We start from the raw sequence: 15,205 nt of genomic DNA, 5'->3' as shown, positions 1-15,205 counted from the left end.
CGATGGAAGCAAATGTTGAGCGTGCGCAGGCAGCACCGTTTCGCTTCAGTACATCCAGAATCGCTGCACTTCGCATCTCCCGGCCATGAGACATGCGGCAGATCAGGAGACATCGCCCCATATCCAAACCCGTCGAACCGGATAGGTTTTTTTTATTATGGCGGAGGTACCTGCGCTCGTTAGTGTTGCAGGCCGGTGACCCGCAACGAAAGCGCCCCCATGACCGCCCAGCCGACCGTTTATTTCCTCAATGGACCCAACGCCAATCTCTATGGACTGGATCGCAGCGGGACCTACGGCCGCGAAAGCTTTGTCGCGATCAAACAGCGCTGCGAGGATCACGCCGCGTCGCTCAAGCTGACGCTCGAATTTCGCCAGTCCAATCATGAGGGCGTGCTGGTGGACTGGATCCAGGAGGCGCGCGAGAAAGCCGGTGGCCTGATCATCAACGCGGCCGGGCTCACTTATACTTCGATCGCCATCCTGGATGCGCTTTTGGCCTTCGAGGGACCGATCATCGAGGCCCACATGAGCAACATCTGGAAGCGCGAACCCTTCCGACACCATTCCTACGTGTCGCGCGCGGCCACCGGCGTGGTCGCCGGCCTTGGCGCGCTGGGTTATGAACTGGCCCTGACCGCGGTGGCGCGCCTGATCGCCGAGCAGGCGCCCCGATAATGCCGGAGACAATGGTTTTCTACAGCCAGGTCGACGACTTCGAGGCCTGGCGGTCGGCGCTGGCCGCGGAGGATATCGAGTTGCGGCAGACCGGCGACATCGCCGACAAGGCGTCGGTCCGCCATGCGCTGGTGTGGAAACCGCCCCATGGCTTCTTCGCGGATTTTGCGAACCTCGCCCTGGTGATCAATCTCGGTGCGGGGGTTGATGCGCTGGTCGGTCGCGACGACCTGCCCGATGTGCCGATCACCCGGCTGTCCGACCCCAAGATGGCGCGGATGATGGCGGGGTATGTGCTGTTCGCGGTGACGCGACACGCGCGCAATATCCCGGCCTTCGAACGCGCGCAGCGGCAGCGCCGCTGGCATTACATCCATCCCCGCGATCCCGAGACCATCCGGGTCGGCATTTTGGGACTTGGCGAACTGGGACTGGCCGCGGCGATCGAATGCGCGCGGCAAGGATATCAAGTGCAGGGCTGGTCGAACACACTTAAAGATGTTGACGGCATCCGGACATCAGCCGGTCTCGAGGCGCTGCCGGAGATTTTCAGTGGCAGCGATATTCTGGTCTGCATGCTGCCGCAAACGCCGCTCACCCAAAACCTCCTGAATGCCGAACGGCTGGCGCTGCTGAAGACGGGTGCTGCGTTTGTCAACGTGTCGCGCGGCAGCATCGTCGACGAAGCCGCGCTGATCGCAGCACTGCAATCCGGCCATATCGCGGAGGCAACGCTGGATGTGTTCGCCACCGAGCCGCTGCCGCCTTCGAGCCCGCTGTGGGCGATGGACAATGTCCTGATTACGCCGCACCTCGCCTCCATCGCACTGCCGGCCTCCGCGGCCCGACAGATCGGCGAGAATGTGCGGCGGCTGCGCACCGGGCAGCCGCTGCTAAGCCGCGTCGACCCCGGGCGGGGCTATTGATCCCGGCGCGAACCGGCCGCCGACCGCAAAGGCTTCCCTGGCATAGTCGGCAAACATCTGGACCGCCGGTCGCAACGTGTAGCGTTTCAAGTGCAGCAGTGTCACGTAGGTCGACGGCAACGGCTCGGCAATCGGGACCACCACGCTGCGGCTGCCGTCATAACCGATGGTGGTGCGCGGCACGGCATTCTGGATCGCATAACCCCGCCCGTGCCCGACCAGGCCACGGATCAGTTCAAACGAACGGGTGCGAAACGCGATCCGCGGCTCAATTCCGCACGCTGCGAACACGCTCAGGAAGTAGTCGCGGGAATGCGGCAGGTCGAGCAGGATGAACGGATCGTCTTGAAGCTCGGCAAGACTGACCTGCCGCCGCGTCGCCAGCGGATGGGTGGCGGACAACAGAACGTGCGGCGGCAACTCGGCGAGCCTTTCACCCACGATATCGTCCGGCATCGCGAAGGAATAGGACAAAGCGAGTTCGATGCGCCCCGAGATCAATGCATCGATGATCTCTTGCTGGTCGCCGTCCTCCAGCTTCACCGAAATGCCGGGATAACGATCGCCGAAACCCGACAGCAGCCCCGGCATGAAGCGGGTGGCCAGGGTCAGGAAACTGCCGACCACGATCTCGCCCTGCAAGGTGTTGCCGAGGGATTGCGCACCCTGCTCGAAGTCGCGGGCATGATTAAGCAGCAGCCGTGCATCATTGACCAGCCGCTGGCCGGCCGCCGACAGCGTCACGCCCTTGGCCAGGTGGCGGACAAAGATCTGGATGCCGAGTTCGGCCTCGATCTGGCTCAGGGCCGTCGATATCGCGGGCTGCGACACATTGAGGCGCCGGGCCGCCTCGGTGACGCTGCCCGCATCGGCGGTTTCGACCATGTACTTCAGAGCCCGGAGGGAAAACTTCATCGCATTTTCCTATGAAACTCCAAAGATAAAAATATTTTCCTTATGCTATGCGGCGCCCCACACTTCGTCCAGTGCAAGCAGGAGCCAATGATGATCCGCACGGGCGAAGAGTACAAAAACGGCATTCGCGACGGACGCGAAGTCTGGATGGACGGAGAGCGCGTCAAGGACGTCACGCGGCACCCGGCACTGAAGCCGATTATCGATATCAAGGCGCGCATGTACGACATGGCGCATGAAGAGCGCTACAGCAGCGCCCTCACCTATGTCGACGGCAACGAGCGCCACTCCATCTTCTACCGCCCGCCGCAGACGAAACAGGACTGGGCCGACAAGATCGCCGCGGTCGATCACGTGATGAAGGACATCGGCGGCGTGGTGACGCGGGTCGGCGACGAGACCATCGGCGAGATGTGGTCGCTGGCCGATGGCCGCGACGTGCTGGCGGAAATCGATCCGCGGTTCGCCGCCAACATCGACCGACACATCCAGGCCGTGGTCGAGAACGACGTGTTCCATGTATCGGCCAACACCGACCCGAAGGGCGACCGCTCGCTGCCGCCGCAGCAGCAGGACCCGGACCTGATGGTGCACGTGACGCGCGAGACCGACGCCGGCATCATCATCCGCGGCGCCAAATACGAGACCGCCGCCGCCTATGCCGACCAGGCCTATCTGAAGCCGACGGTGGGCGCCTGGAGCACCGAAGCGCTATCCGACTATGCGGTCGGCTGCATCGTCAAGATGGGCGCGCCGGGCGTCAAGCACATCTGCCGGGCCGGCTTTGCCAACCGCTCCAGCGAGAAGGACTACCCGCTCGCCAACCGGTTCGACGAAGTGGAAGCGCTGGTGGTGTTCGACGACGTGCTGATCCCCTGGGAAGACGTCTTCTTCTACCGGCACACCCGCGCGGCGCAGTTCGTGCGCTCGACGCTGCATCGTTATTCGGCATTTCCTTACGTGCTGCGCCTGCTCTACACCGCCGACATGATGATCGGCGCCGCGATGTGGAATGCGAAGCAGACCGGCCTCGACAAGCTGCAGTCGGTCCGCGAAAAGCTCGCCGACCTCGTCTGTTATCGCGAAGGCATCAACGCTCATCTCACCGCCTCGATCGCGATGGCGGAAAAGAGCCCGGGCGGCCTCTTGATGCCGCAGCAGTCGATGCTCTATGCCGGCCGGGTATTTGGCTGCTCGCAACTTCCCGCCATGATGCATATCGCCCGCGAGCTCTGCGGCGGCCAGATCTGCATCACCCCCAATGCCAGTTCGTTCGAAGCCAAGGGCAGCGGCGAGTGGCTGAACAAGTTCTATTCCCTGAACGACCAGTGGCAGGCCGAAGACCGACGCAAGTTGCTCGCCTTCGCCCGCGATCTCCTGAACTCCGACTATGCCGGCCATCGCCTGACGTTCGTGCAGTTCGCCCAGGCGCCGCACTTCAATCATCTCGCCGCCGTCTACAACAGCTTTGATTTTTCCGGCCCACTCGATTTCGTCAAGAAGTCCGCAGGCCTGTCGGATCGCATCAATGGAGGGAAGGCATGAGCCACACAATGCAACCCGTCGTCGGCGTCGATACATTCCGCGACGCCATGCGCCTGACGGCCTCGGGTGTCGCCGTGGTCACCTCGGACGGCGACGCCGGGCGCGCCGGCGTCACGGTGTCGTCGTTGTGCTCGCTGTCGATGGAGCCGCCCTCGGTGGTGTTCTGCGTCCATCGCGACAACAAGGGCCTGGCGCAAATTCTCACCAACGGCACCTTCGTCGCCAACGTGCTCAGCGATGCCCAGGAACGCGTCGCCAACAGCTTCGCCGGACTGATCCCGGAACTGCGCGAAAATCGTTTCCTGGCCGGTAAATGGTCCAAGCTGCACACCGGCGCGCCCGCCCTCGACGGCGCACTCTGCAATTTCGACTGCCGCGTCGCCAGCGTTTTCGAATTCGGCTCGCATCGCATCGTGACCGGCGAAGTGCTTGACGTTCGCACCCAGCCGGCCTTGCCGCTGGTGTTTTCCGATCGCGCGTTCCGTCGCCTCGCCGCTGCTTAAGTTAAAGAGAGAGATCCATGACCACCCATCAGCGGTTCCGCAAGTTCAACACCCGCGAAGCCTACCCCGAGCAGAATCTCGACAACGATGTCTGCATGGTGGTGCGCGCCAACAACACCGTCTATGTGCGCGGACAGACCGCCATGGACCTCGACGGCAACATCGTCGGCATCGGCGATGCAGCCGCGCAAACCGAGAATGCCATGTCTTGCGCCAAGGTGCTGCTTGAAGAGGCAGGTGCCTCGCTGCAGGACATCGTCAAGATCGTCATCTACATCACCGATCGCGCTTATCGCGAGCCGGTGTATCGCGTGGTCGGCCGCTGGCTGAAAGGCGTCTATCCGGTGTCGACCGGCATCATCGTCCAGGGACTGGCTAAACCCGAGTATTTCATGGAGATCGACATCATCGCTGAAATTCCGTCGCGCTGAGAGCGAAACAAGCTTTTAGCAACAGTCCTAAGAGCCACTTCATCTTCCTTCGAAGATGAAGTGGCTCGCCGTTGGCAAATTGCATCTAACTATCTGAAATCAATAAAATAAATGGCACGATCCTTGCTCTGTTTCATCGCTGCAAAGCCCAATCAAACGAGGTTCGAAGATGCATGCCTTGAAGATTTCCGCGGCAGTCGTTCTCGCCGCACTCGCCGTCACTGGTGCGCCATCCATGGCCTCCGCAAAGGACAAGCTTGTCGTCAGCACATGGGGCGGCAGCTTCCGTGACCTGATCGACGAGGCGATCGGCAAGACGTTTACCGCGCAGACCGGTGCCGACGTCGAATACGTCACTGGCGGCACCATGGATCGGCTGAACCAGGCCAAGCTCGCCGCCGGCAAGCCCGAGAGCGACGTCACCTTCACCACCGCGCATGTCGGCTGGCTCTATGCCAACGACAAGCTGTTCGAGACACTCGACCTCGCGAAGGCACCGAACGCACAGCACCTGGTGCCGCAGGCCAAGATCAGCCCGTATCATGTCGGTGTCTGGGCCTATGTCTACACCATCGGCTACCTGCCCGATCGCTTGCCGAAAGGCGTCAGCTTCGACAGCTGGGAAGGCCTGTGGAATCCGGCCCTGAAGGGCATGATCTCCTCACCCGACTTCGACCCAAGCCACGTCATCGCGGTGGCGGCCAAGCTCTCGGGCGGCGACGCGACAAACTGGCAGGTCGGCAGCGAGAAGCTGAAGGCGCTGCGGCCAAACTACAAGGCGTTCTACACCAACGACGCCAACAGCCAGCAGTTGTTCGCCACCGGCGAGACGCCCGTGCAGGTGGTGCTCTCGATGAACGCCTATCACATGCGCGACCAGGGCGTTCCCATCCAGCTCGTGATCCCGAAGGAAGGCGCGGTGCTCGGCATCGACACCATGGGCATCATGAAAGGCTCGGCCAAGGCCGACCTCGCCTACAAATTCCTGAACATCGCGCTCGACCCGGCGGTGCAGGCCAAGATCGCGGAGTTGAAGAAAGGCAGCCCCGTGGTCGACAACGCCAAGCTGAAGCCGGAGACCGCGGCGCTACCCGGCGTGTTCACCACGCCCGAGCAATGGGCCAGCCAGACGCTGGTAATCGACCACAAGCTGCGCGCCGAGAAGACAGCCGAATGGCGCAAGTGGTTCGCTGAAAACATGATGGCGCAATAAGCCCGTCCCGTCGGCGGCCCGACACAGTCGGGCCGCGCTGTGTGATTCACCGAGGGCTTTCATGACTTCGCGACCTCTCACTTCGCGACCATTCCTGGGTTGGTTCGTCTCGCCGGCCGGCCTCGTGGCCGTCAGCCTGGTCGCGGCGATGGCGGTGGTCTTCCAGTACAGCGTCAGGACCTATATTCCCGGCTCGCTCGATGTCGGCGGCTTCACCCTGCAGAATTTCGCGGCGCTGCTGCGCCCGCTGTATGCCTGGGCGTTCTGGGCCACCATCCTGCTGTGCTTCCAGACCGCCGTGTTTACGCTGATCCTCGCCTATCCCGTCGCCTATGCGCTGGTGCGCACCCGCAGTCCGTTCCTGCGCTCCTTCATCCTGATTGCCTCCGTCACGCCGCTGTTCCTCGGCGAAGTGGTGCGGACCTATTCCTGGATGATCGTGCTCGGCAACAACGGCTTCCTCAACACGCTGCTGCTCAAACTGGGGCTGGTGCAGCGGCCGCTGCAGATGATGTTCACCACCGGCGGCGTCGTCGCCGCGCTCGTGCATGTGACCATGCCGATCATGGTGATCATGCTGGCCGCGGGGCTGTCTCACATCGATCGGAACTACGAAAAGGCGGCCGCAAGCCTCGGCGCGGGACCGATCCGGATCTTCCTGACGATCACGCTGCCGCTGTCGATGCCGGGCGTGGTCGCCGGCTTCTCCACCGCCTTCGCCTGGACCTTCAGCGCCTTCGCCACGCCGCAATTGATCGGCGGAGGCCGGGTCAGCACAGTCTCGACGCTGGTCTACCAGCTCGGTTTTTCATCGTTCAACTTTCCATTCGCGGCCAGCCTGTCGATCGTCGGCCTTGCGCTGTCGCTTGCAGTCATTGCGCTGATGAAGCAGGCGGCCCGTCCGCTGGAGCGACTGGGAGCTGCGACATGACAGGCCGGTTCACCGCCAAGGCACTGCGATGGTCGGGATACGTCCTGGTCGCGGTCATTTTGCTGTTTGTCATCCTGCCCGCGATCGTGGTAGCGCTGACCGCCTTCAACGACCGCGCCATCCTGGCGTTCCCGCCGCAGGTCTGGTCGCTGCGCTGGTTCACCCGCGCGTTCGACTATGCGGATTTCCGAAAAGGTTTCTGGAACGGCCTGACGGTGACGCTGTGGGCCTCGTCCCTCGCGCTGGTGATCGGCGCGGCCTTCGCCTTTGCGATCCACCGCTACACATTTCGCTTCAAGCGCACACTCGAAGGCATCCTGCTGTCGCCGCTGATCATCCCGCACTACACCATCGGACTTGGCTTGCTGATGCTCGCAGCCCAAACCGGCGCGGGCCGGGGCTTTCCGCTGGTGATCCTCGCGCATGTCATCATGGTGCTGCCGTTTGTGATGCGCAGTGTCTTCATCTCGCTGCAGAACCTCGACACCCGGCTCGAGCTCGCCGCCTCCAGCCTCGGCGCCTCGCCGCTGCGGATACTCTTCACCATCACGCTTCCCTTGCTGCTGCCGGGCCTCTTGAGCGGCTGGCTGTTCGCCGCGATCCTGTCGTTCAACGAATTCACCGCCACACTCTTTGTCAGCAGCCAGGCGACGCAGACGCTGCCGGTCGCCATGTACAACTATGTGCGGGAGTATGCCGACCCGACCCTCGCTGCGCTGTCGGTGATCTATATCGTCGTGACCGCGACGCTGCTCACCCTCGCAAATGCCTTCCTCGGACTTGGGAAAATCCTGAATGTTGATGCGCACTGACCATTTCGCCGCGACCGCGCGCGCGACGTCCGAGGACCTCGTCCGCCCGACCGTCCAGCTTGACGGCGTCACCAAGCGGTTCGGCGACGCAACCGCGCTGCACGAGGCCTGGCTCAAGATTCCGCCGGGTGAGTTCATGACCTTGCTGGGCCCGTCCGGCTGCGGCAAGACCACGCTGCTGAATCTGGTGGCCGGCTTTCTTGAGACCGACGGCGGCGAGATCTTCATCGATGGTACGCTGGTGACCGAGACGCCCGCGCATCAGCGCGAGATCGGCATCGTGTTCCAGAACTACGCGCTGTTTCCGCACATGAGCGTCGCCAAGAATATCGCCTATGGCTTGAAGACGCGTGGTGTCGCCAAGGCGGAGATCGCTCGGCGGGTGAATGAGGCGCTGGCGCTGGTCAAGCTCGACGGCTTCGCCGACCGCATGCCGCGGCAGCTGTCCGGCGGCCAGCAGCAGCGGGTGGCGCTGGCGCGCGCGCTGGTGATCCAGCCCAAGGTGCTGCTGCTCGACGAGCCGTTCTCGGCACTGGACAAGAACCTGCGGGGATCGATGCAGGTGGAGCTGAAGCAGATCCAGCGCGATCTCGGCGTCACCACCATCTTCGTAACCCATGACCAGAGCGAAGCGCTGTCGATGTCGGACCGGATCGCGGTGATGTCATCGGGCCGGATCCGGCAGATCGCAACACCCGGCGACATCTATCGGCGCCCGGCCGATCGTTTTGTCGCGTCTTTCGTCGGCGACGTGAACGTCCTGACGGGCCGCCTCGCAGAGCGACGCGGCGACAGCGACAGCGTGTCCATCGGCGAGGCCCATCTGGAGGTGCCGGCCACGGCGCTCGCCGCGCTCCGCGTCGGCGACAGGACGGATGTCTTCGTGCGGCCCGAGCACCTGAGCATCGCCGCGCGCGGCCTGCCCGGATCACTGCCCGGTATCGTTGCGGCGCAGATATTCCAGGGCGACCATGTCGATCTCTACATCGACATGCAGGGCATTGCGCACGAGCGCGTGCTGCTGCGTTCGCCCGGCATCGGCGCGCTGTCGTCGTGCCCGGTCGGTGCGGAGATCGGTGTTGTTGTCAGCTCCGACGACATCGTTGCCTTCCCGCCGGACGACAACGCATGACAGTGAAATCGATGCGGCTCGGCAATGAATGTTCCCTCCCCCCTTGTGGGGGAGGGTCAGGGAGGGGGGTGAAGACAAGCCGCAGCGCAGTTGATCGACTGCGTCACGCCACCTCTCATGTCGGAATGCGGGGCATACCCCCCTCCCCTGCCCTCCCCCACAAGGGGGGAGGGAGCCGCACAAAGCATCGTCCCGACATGGGGCAATCTCAGATTACGACGCGTGAATCCCGTAGCCGCAGGCGGAGCGAACTGAACTGCGACAATGGAGAGATCCGCTCAACCAAACTTCATCCCACCTCAGAACGACGGCGCCGCGCCGGGATTGAGGGCGCGTGCGATGTAGTCCTTCTGCTGCGGCCGGTAACGCTCCCAGAGCGCACGCAGCTCAGTGATCGGCTCATCATGCCAGTCGACCCGCAGGTCCACCACCGGCCAGTCGAACTGGTGCGCCACATGCAGACCGGCGCCATGTTCGTCATCGGTTTCGCCGCCGGCTGCGAGACCGGCTTCGAGCGCCGACAGCAGCCGCTCGGCCAGCACCTGGCCGGCGGTGGCTTCGAAACGCTTGATCATCACGCCGGGCACGTCGGTGTTGGCGAGCAGATTGCCCAGCGCCAGACAGCCCGCGCCTTCCGCGACAGCCGAGAGCGCCAGCGCCTGCGCGCCGGAGTGCCAGGACACACGACCATAACGATCGATCACACCGACCTGCCGCCATTCCGGCGACGGCGTGGCGAGCAGCAGATTGCTGAGCACGGCCGGCGACCCCAGGCCCTGCCGCAGCAGCGCATGTCCGGTGGGACCGAGCGCGGGATCGGTGACATTCTGCGAGACCACCGTTCCCAGGGGACCAACCCAGGCGCAGCGCGCCGCGACCGCAATGCTCGACGACGTGATCGCGATCCCGAAGGCGCCGGTGTCAGGGCAGCGCGCCGAAATGGAATAGGTCATGTTCAGTTTCCCATCATCTTGACTCTTCAGGCATAGTATATGATCGAAAAAATTACACAAATACTATGCGATCTCATTCGCTTTCAAAGTATAAGTTCAAATTCGAACCTTGATATCGTCGGTTATATTGAAGAATTACTTCAGGCTGACGGCGTCTCCGCACGGCGCATTCCCTCGCCGGACGGCCAAAAATCCTCGCTGCTCGCCACCATCGGCCCGGCGGATCGCCCCGGCGTGGTGCTGTCGGCGCACACCGACGTGGTGCCGGTCGAGGGCCAATCCTGGAGCGTGCCGCCGTTCGGCGGCGTCATCCGCGACGGCCGGATTGTTGGCCGCGGCGCGACCGACATGAAGGGTTTTGTCGCTGTTGTACTCGCTCACGTTCCGCGTTTCCTCACGGCAGCAAAAGAGCGACCGATCCATCTTGCGCTCTCCTATGACGAAGAAGTCGGCTGCCGCGGCGCGCCAGATCTTGTTCGCGCACTGACGCAGAGCGTCACGCGACCGATGCTTGCGATTGTCGGCGAGCCGACCACCCTGCGCGTGGTGCGCGCCCACAAGGGCAAGATCGCCCGACGTCTCACCATCACCGGCCGCACCGGCCATTCAGCCATGCCGCACCGCGCCGCCAATGCGGTGGATGCGGCCGCAGCCATCGCTTATGGCCTGCGCGGTTTCGCCGAGGCCGAGGTGGCGCGTGGCGGCGATCTCTCTTTCGATCCGCCGTTCACCAGTGTCCATGTCGGCTCGCTGCATGGCGGCACAGCCCTCAACATCGTGCCGGACCGTGCGGTGCTGGAATACGAAGTGCGCATGATGCCGGGCCGCGACGCCGGCGACATTCTCGCGCGCGTCGACGCGCTGGTCGAGCAAGAACGCCGTCGCCTGCAGGCCGCGGCACCGGAAGCGGACATCATCTCGGAAGAGATGTTGGCCTATCCCGCCCTCGACACAGGTAGCGCCGATCCCGCAACGCTGCTGGTCGCGCGGCTGGCGCAGGACACGCAGCCCGCCGGCACCGTTGCGTTCGGCACCGAAGCCGGCATCTACGCGCAAGCCGGCATTCCCACGCTGGTTTGCGGCCCCGGCGACATCGCACGCGCCCACAAGGCGGATGAATGGATCGCGCTCAGTGAACTCGCGGCGGCCAGCGCGATGATGGACAGGCTAGCCGATTTCGTCCTCCTGCCCTAGGGACATCAGACATGAGCGACATCGAACTGTTCTATGCCCCCACCTCGCCTTACGTCCGCAAGGTGATGGCCTCCGCCATCGAGCTCGGCATTGCAGAGCGCATTGTGCGCCTGCCAAGTGCCGCCCATCCCTTGAAACGCGACGAACGCATCGCCGCCTTCAATCCGCTGGCCAAGGTGCCGGCGGCAAAGCTTGCGGATGGCACCCTGCTGTTCGACAGCCGCGTGATCTGCGAATACCTCAACGACAGCGTCGGCGGTTCGCTGTTTCCTCGCGGCGCTGAGCGATGGCGGGTTCTCACCGAACAGGCACTTGGCGACGGCTTGCTGGATGCCGCCCTGCTCGGCCGCTACGAGATGACCTGTCGGCCGTCCGAGCACAGATCCTCGGAATGGGCTGGCGGCCAGATGACCAAGATCGCCGCCGCGCTCGATCACATGGAGGCGACGGTCGCCGATTTCGGATCCGGGATCACGATCGGCAGCCTCACCATCGCCTGCGCACTCGGCTATCTCGATTTTCGTTTTGCCGATGTGGACTGGCGCGGCACCCGGCCGGCGCTCGCGACCTGGTTCGCGACGATCTCCCAGCGGCCGTCGTTGTCGGCGACGGTGCCCGCGGAGGGTTGAGACCGCGGCCGCACGGACCAAAATCTCGGATGCGGCAATGTGATCTCGATCACACAAGCCTTGCGGCCATTCGTCTCGCGCGTCATCCGCGCGCGGATGGTGTAGACTTCCGCTCGTCGCACGCGGCCATGCGGGAGATACGACGTCGATCGATATTTGAAGCATCTGAAGCATCGACGATCGTTTGAGGCCATGCGCCTGTAAGGCGCAGCCTTCAGAAATCCGCGCGACCACCAAGAAGAATTTCAGCACGTCGTTTTTCAAACTCCGGCATGGCGGGGTTTTTCCGCCGCATCGTTTTCAAGGATCCGCCGCGCCATCGCCGTCGAAAGCCGGTGGGCGCCCGTTGCCGCGCAATGCCTTGCGCCGGCCCGCATGCGTGCGCGGATCGTGAACAGGCGCGGCCTCGACAGCCGCCAAAGGAGCCATCATGGGATTTGCCGCCGTCACCCGCTTTTCGCTGGAAGTGCTCAACCAGAACTATCGCGCGCCCGTGGTGCTGCCGCGCCCGGTGCCGCCGTCGCGCGGCGATGCGCCCGCGGTGCAGGATGCGAGCTACAAGGTCGCGGACGATTTCATCCGCCTGGTGCCGTTCGTGCGCGCCGGCGGCTCGGACCGGCCGGTGGCGCGCCAGTACCAGGTGCGTACCGCGGAGGATCTGTTCGAACCGCCCTTCACCGCGCGCGGCGGCGCCGGCACCACCTGGGTGCAGGGCGCCAGCACGCCGTTCGGCCAGGAGTTCGACATCGCAGGCACCCGCTTCAAGAAAGTCAGCACGGTTTTCCGCGACGACCCGCTGATGGAGCAGAGCATGCGCCGCCACCAGGAGATCCTGGCCGGCACCGCCGTGGTCCGCGCCATGAGCGACGCCGCGTGGAATTCCTTTCCCTCCAACGACGACCAGTCGGAGCTCGCCGGCTTCCGCTATTATTTGCCGGCGGCGAGCCCGCAGCACGTGACCTACGATCCGGCGCGCAAGCTGCTCGGCGGTCTTGCCGAGATCATCGCGCGCTGCTGTCCGAGCGACGGCGACTTCGGCGTCGGTCCCGATGTCATCGTCACCACCTCGCGGGTGATCTGGCGGCTGGTGAAGGAACACCAGGACAAGGGCATCGATCCGGTGTTCGAATATTGCCCGCTGACCGCAAAAAAGCAGCTGCACTATTGCGGCGTGCCGCTGGTGACAGGGCGGATCGCCGAACCCGCCGGCACGACCTCCACCACCGAGGCCTGGGCGATCAAGATCACCGGCGACAGCGCGGTGCGGTTCGTCCATGTCGGCGGCGACTCCGACAATTACGGCCTGCAGCGCCGCAGCACCACGGTGTCGTGGCGCGACGCCAGCGGCGAAGTGGAGGGCAGCAGCCCGGCGACGGAAGTCTACGCCATTGTCTCGGTGCTGGTGCCGGAGGAACAGGCGGTGGCCGTGCTGCAGAAGATCCCGACCGCAGATCCCTACGCGCAGCCCTGAGGAGCGGCCCATGCCGGATCCGATCATCGATCTCATCGAGCTGCCGGACAAGGCCCTGCACAACGCCATCGCGCAGATGGCGCTTGAACTCGGCGGCCATCACACCGCCAGCCCCGCGCAGCGCGAACGCCTCGACGCGCTGGAGGGCGAACGCAATCGCCGGCGCCGCGCTGCCATGGAGCATGTGCTGTTCAACGGCGGCTTTGCCGACACCGGGCCGGAACCGCGGACCCGCGAACGGCCCGACGACCACGATGGCGACGACGATTACGAATTCGTGCCCGCTCATGAGGAATCCGGTCCCGGCGGGCGCATGGATTACATTTATGCGCACTGGCGGCGCAAGCGGCGCCGGCGCGCGCGAGCCCCCGACATGCCGGACGACCGGATCGCGCTCTCGCCGGACGACACTCCATCACCGGCGCCGTCGGACGGCGACTTCGATCCGCGCGATGGGCTGCGCGAAAAACGCCTGATGCATCTGCACATGCTGGCGCGCGAGCGCGGCCTCTCCTACACGCCGCATGGCGACGTCGCCGACAACGATGTCTACGTTGAGGAGATGGCGCGGCTCGGTTACTCGCCGGACGACGACGAGAACTCACTCTCCGGCTGGATCGACACCCCGGAACAATCCGACTGGGACGCGCTGGACACTATGCTGGACGAGATGGGTCCGATCGACCGGATCTATCTGGCGTTCGACCAGTTGATCTCGTCGGGTGAACTCGGCCAGGATTTCTGGGACGCGCTGCCAGATCCGCATGCCTTCGTGCTGGGGCTGTTCGCAATCGTGGTGCTGCAATTCGTGCCGGGCATCGACATCCTGCTCGACGCCTATCTGCTCTACACCCTCGGCAAGCAGTTCTTCGAACTGCTGGACGCGCTCTCCGCCCTCAACACCGCCGGCAATGCGCGGGAGTTCGCCCGCGCCCGCGAAGCCTTCGGCCGCGCCGTGGCCTCGATCTCGATCGACGGGATCATCGCGGCGGCGACATGGGGACTGAAGAAGCTGGGCTCGGTTCCGAAAGGCCGGGGGCCCCGCGTTCAGCCGCGGCCGCGACCAAGGCCGCAGCCGCGCGTGCAACGGATACAGCCAAGACCGCAACTAAAACCGAGATTGCCGAAAGGCCTGGAAGAAATACCGCCGGACCGCGCCATCCAGATCAATGGCGGCGCCGGCGGGCGCAGCTTCGGGCCCGGCGGCTACAGCCCACCACGACGGTGGAAGCCGTTCGAGGCGCCGAAGCCGCCCGGCCCCGGCTATTACGGCGAACCGCTGGAACGATTTCTCGAAGGCACCCGGCCCGAACCGCGACGCGACATCGGACGCACCGGGCGCGACACTCGCATCGTGGAGCTGGCCGACGACCCCAGCGTGCCGTCCTGGATCCGCGAGCATATCCGCCGCCAGATCCGGGAGAACCCCACCGGCGACTATCGACTGCCGAAAAAAGGCGACATCGGCCCCGACGGGCGGCCGCTGAAAGAGGACTATGTGCTGGGTCACGAAGAGCACACCCGCGATCCCTTCACCGGCCGTATCACCAAGGAAGGACGGCCGGCCCGCGAGAACAATCCCTATGGCGGAACGCGGCCGATCAGCGAAGGCCTCAACAAGTTCGAGGAAGCGATGCGCCGCCGCCTCGAAGTACGTTATGCCGCCCACCTCGAGACCCTGTTCAACCGGCTGCGGCGGCTGAAGGCGCAGAAGCGCTGGAGCGAGGTGCGCCGGCTGTTGCGGGAGATGATCAGCAAGGGCGACGTCAAGTTCGAGAACCTGCCGGCGGAATTGCAGGACTTGATGCGAGGGTGAGGCGCGAGGCTGAAGTTCTTCAACGCCCTCGCCCGTCCCCTGGTCGCCGCCGACAC

The 15,205-nt window shown here is 64.3% G+C and carries 15 protein-coding genes; 13 read left to right on the top strand and 2 right to left on the bottom strand.

What is annotated here, in order from left to right; genetic code table 11:
- The first annotated feature begins 219 nt into the window (after positions 1-219).
- Positions 220-678, top strand: coding sequence for a type II 3-dehydroquinate dehydratase (locus tag RS897_RS21435; RefSeq protein WP_315830727.1), 459 nt, complete (start codon positions 220-222; stop codon positions 676-678).
- Positions 679-689: 11 nt separating this feature from the next.
- Positions 690-1,604: a 2-hydroxyacid dehydrogenase gene (locus tag RS897_RS21430; RefSeq protein WP_315830726.1), complete on the top strand. Its 915-nt coding sequence runs from the start codon at positions 690-692 to the stop codon at positions 1,602-1,604.
- Here RS897_RS21430 and RS897_RS21425 read toward each other — a convergent pair.
- Positions 1,572-2,519 carry a LysR family transcriptional regulator gene (locus RS897_RS21425; RefSeq protein WP_315830725.1) on the bottom strand — a complete coding sequence of 316 codons (948 nt, stop codon included), beginning with the start codon at positions 2,517-2,519 and terminating at the stop codon, positions 1,572-1,574. The two genes, RS897_RS21430 and RS897_RS21425, sit on opposite strands and share 33 nt — an antisense overlap.
- A 90-nt stretch (positions 2,520-2,609) precedes the next feature.
- On the opposite strand from RS897_RS21425, the gene RS897_RS21420 reads away from it, so the two are divergent.
- The 7 genes from RS897_RS21420 (at position 2,610) to RS897_RS21390 (ending at position 9,086) form a co-directional block, all read left to right on the top strand.
- On the top strand, positions 2,610-4,064 hold the full coding sequence (locus RS897_RS21420; protein ID WP_407654559.1) for a 4-hydroxyphenylacetate 3-hydroxylase family protein: 1,455 nt from the start codon (positions 2,610-2,612) through the stop codon (positions 4,062-4,064).
- Positions 4,061-4,567, top strand: coding sequence for a flavin reductase family protein (locus tag RS897_RS21415; RefSeq protein WP_315830723.1), 507 nt, complete (start codon positions 4,061-4,063; stop codon positions 4,565-4,567). Before RS897_RS21420 ends, RS897_RS21415 begins: the two co-directional genes overlap by 4 nt.
- Before the next feature lie 17 nt (positions 4,568-4,584).
- Positions 4,585-4,998, top strand: coding sequence for a RidA family protein (locus RS897_RS21410; RefSeq protein ID WP_315830722.1), 414 nt, complete (start codon positions 4,585-4,587; stop codon positions 4,996-4,998).
- Positions 4,999-5,167: 169 nt separating this feature from the next.
- Positions 5,168-6,211, top strand: coding sequence for an ABC transporter substrate-binding protein (locus tag RS897_RS21405; RefSeq protein WP_315830721.1), 1,044 nt, complete (start codon positions 5,168-5,170; stop codon positions 6,209-6,211).
- 61 nt (positions 6,212-6,272) lie between these two features.
- The gene (locus RS897_RS21400) at positions 6,273-7,142 is read left to right on the top strand and encodes an ABC transporter permease (RefSeq protein ID WP_315830720.1); all 870 of its coding nucleotides are present in this window, start codon (positions 6,273-6,275) and stop codon (positions 7,140-7,142) included.
- Positions 7,139-7,954 carry an ABC transporter permease gene (locus RS897_RS21395; protein ID WP_315830719.1) on the top strand — a complete coding sequence of 272 codons (816 nt, stop codon included), beginning with the start codon at positions 7,139-7,141 and terminating at the stop codon, positions 7,952-7,954. The genes RS897_RS21400 and RS897_RS21395 overlap by 4 nt, the downstream gene beginning before the upstream one ends.
- Complete coding sequence (locus RS897_RS21390; RefSeq protein WP_315830718.1) at positions 7,938-9,086, top strand: ABC transporter ATP-binding protein; 1,149 nt, start codon at positions 7,938-7,940, stop codon at positions 9,084-9,086. Before RS897_RS21395 ends, RS897_RS21390 begins: the two co-directional genes overlap by 17 nt.
- A gap of 299 nt (positions 9,087-9,385) precedes the next feature.
- Here RS897_RS21390 and RS897_RS21385 read toward each other — a convergent pair whose 3' ends face one another.
- Positions 9,386-10,039: a DUF1028 domain-containing protein gene (locus RS897_RS21385; protein ID WP_315830717.1), complete on the bottom strand. Its 654-nt coding sequence runs from the start codon at positions 10,037-10,039 to the stop codon at positions 9,386-9,388.
- Between the two features lie 39 nt (positions 10,040-10,078).
- Here RS897_RS21385 and argE point away from each other — a divergent pair, with 39 nt between their 5' ends.
- From argE to RS897_RS21365, 4 genes are all read left to right on the top strand, one after another.
- Complete coding sequence (gene argE, locus RS897_RS21380; RefSeq protein WP_315830716.1) at positions 10,079-11,233, top strand: acetylornithine deacetylase; 1,155 nt, start codon at positions 10,079-10,081, stop codon at positions 11,231-11,233.
- A 20-nt stretch (positions 11,234-11,253) separates the two neighbouring features.
- Entirely contained in the window at positions 11,254-11,862 is a 609-nt protein-coding gene (locus RS897_RS21375) for a glutathione S-transferase (protein WP_315838709.1), read from the top strand.
- Positions 11,863-12,292: 430 nt separating this feature from the next.
- Complete coding sequence (locus tag RS897_RS21370) at positions 12,293-13,333, top strand: hypothetical protein (protein ID WP_315830715.1); 1,041 nt, start codon at positions 12,293-12,295, stop codon at positions 13,331-13,333.
- Between the two features lie 10 nt (positions 13,334-13,343).
- Entirely contained in the window at positions 13,344-15,149 is a 1,806-nt protein-coding gene (locus tag RS897_RS21365) for a hypothetical protein (protein WP_315838487.1), read from the top strand.
- Positions 15,150-15,205 lie beyond the last annotated feature (56 nt).

This window comes from Bradyrhizobium prioriisuperbiae (assembly GCF_032397745.1).
GTDB classification, from domain to species: domain Bacteria; phylum Pseudomonadota; class Alphaproteobacteria; order Rhizobiales; family Xanthobacteraceae; genus Bradyrhizobium_A; species Bradyrhizobium_A prioriisuperbiae.
Note: the sequence above shows the minus strand (reverse complement) of the source record. Positions and strands in the feature narration are given on the sequence as shown.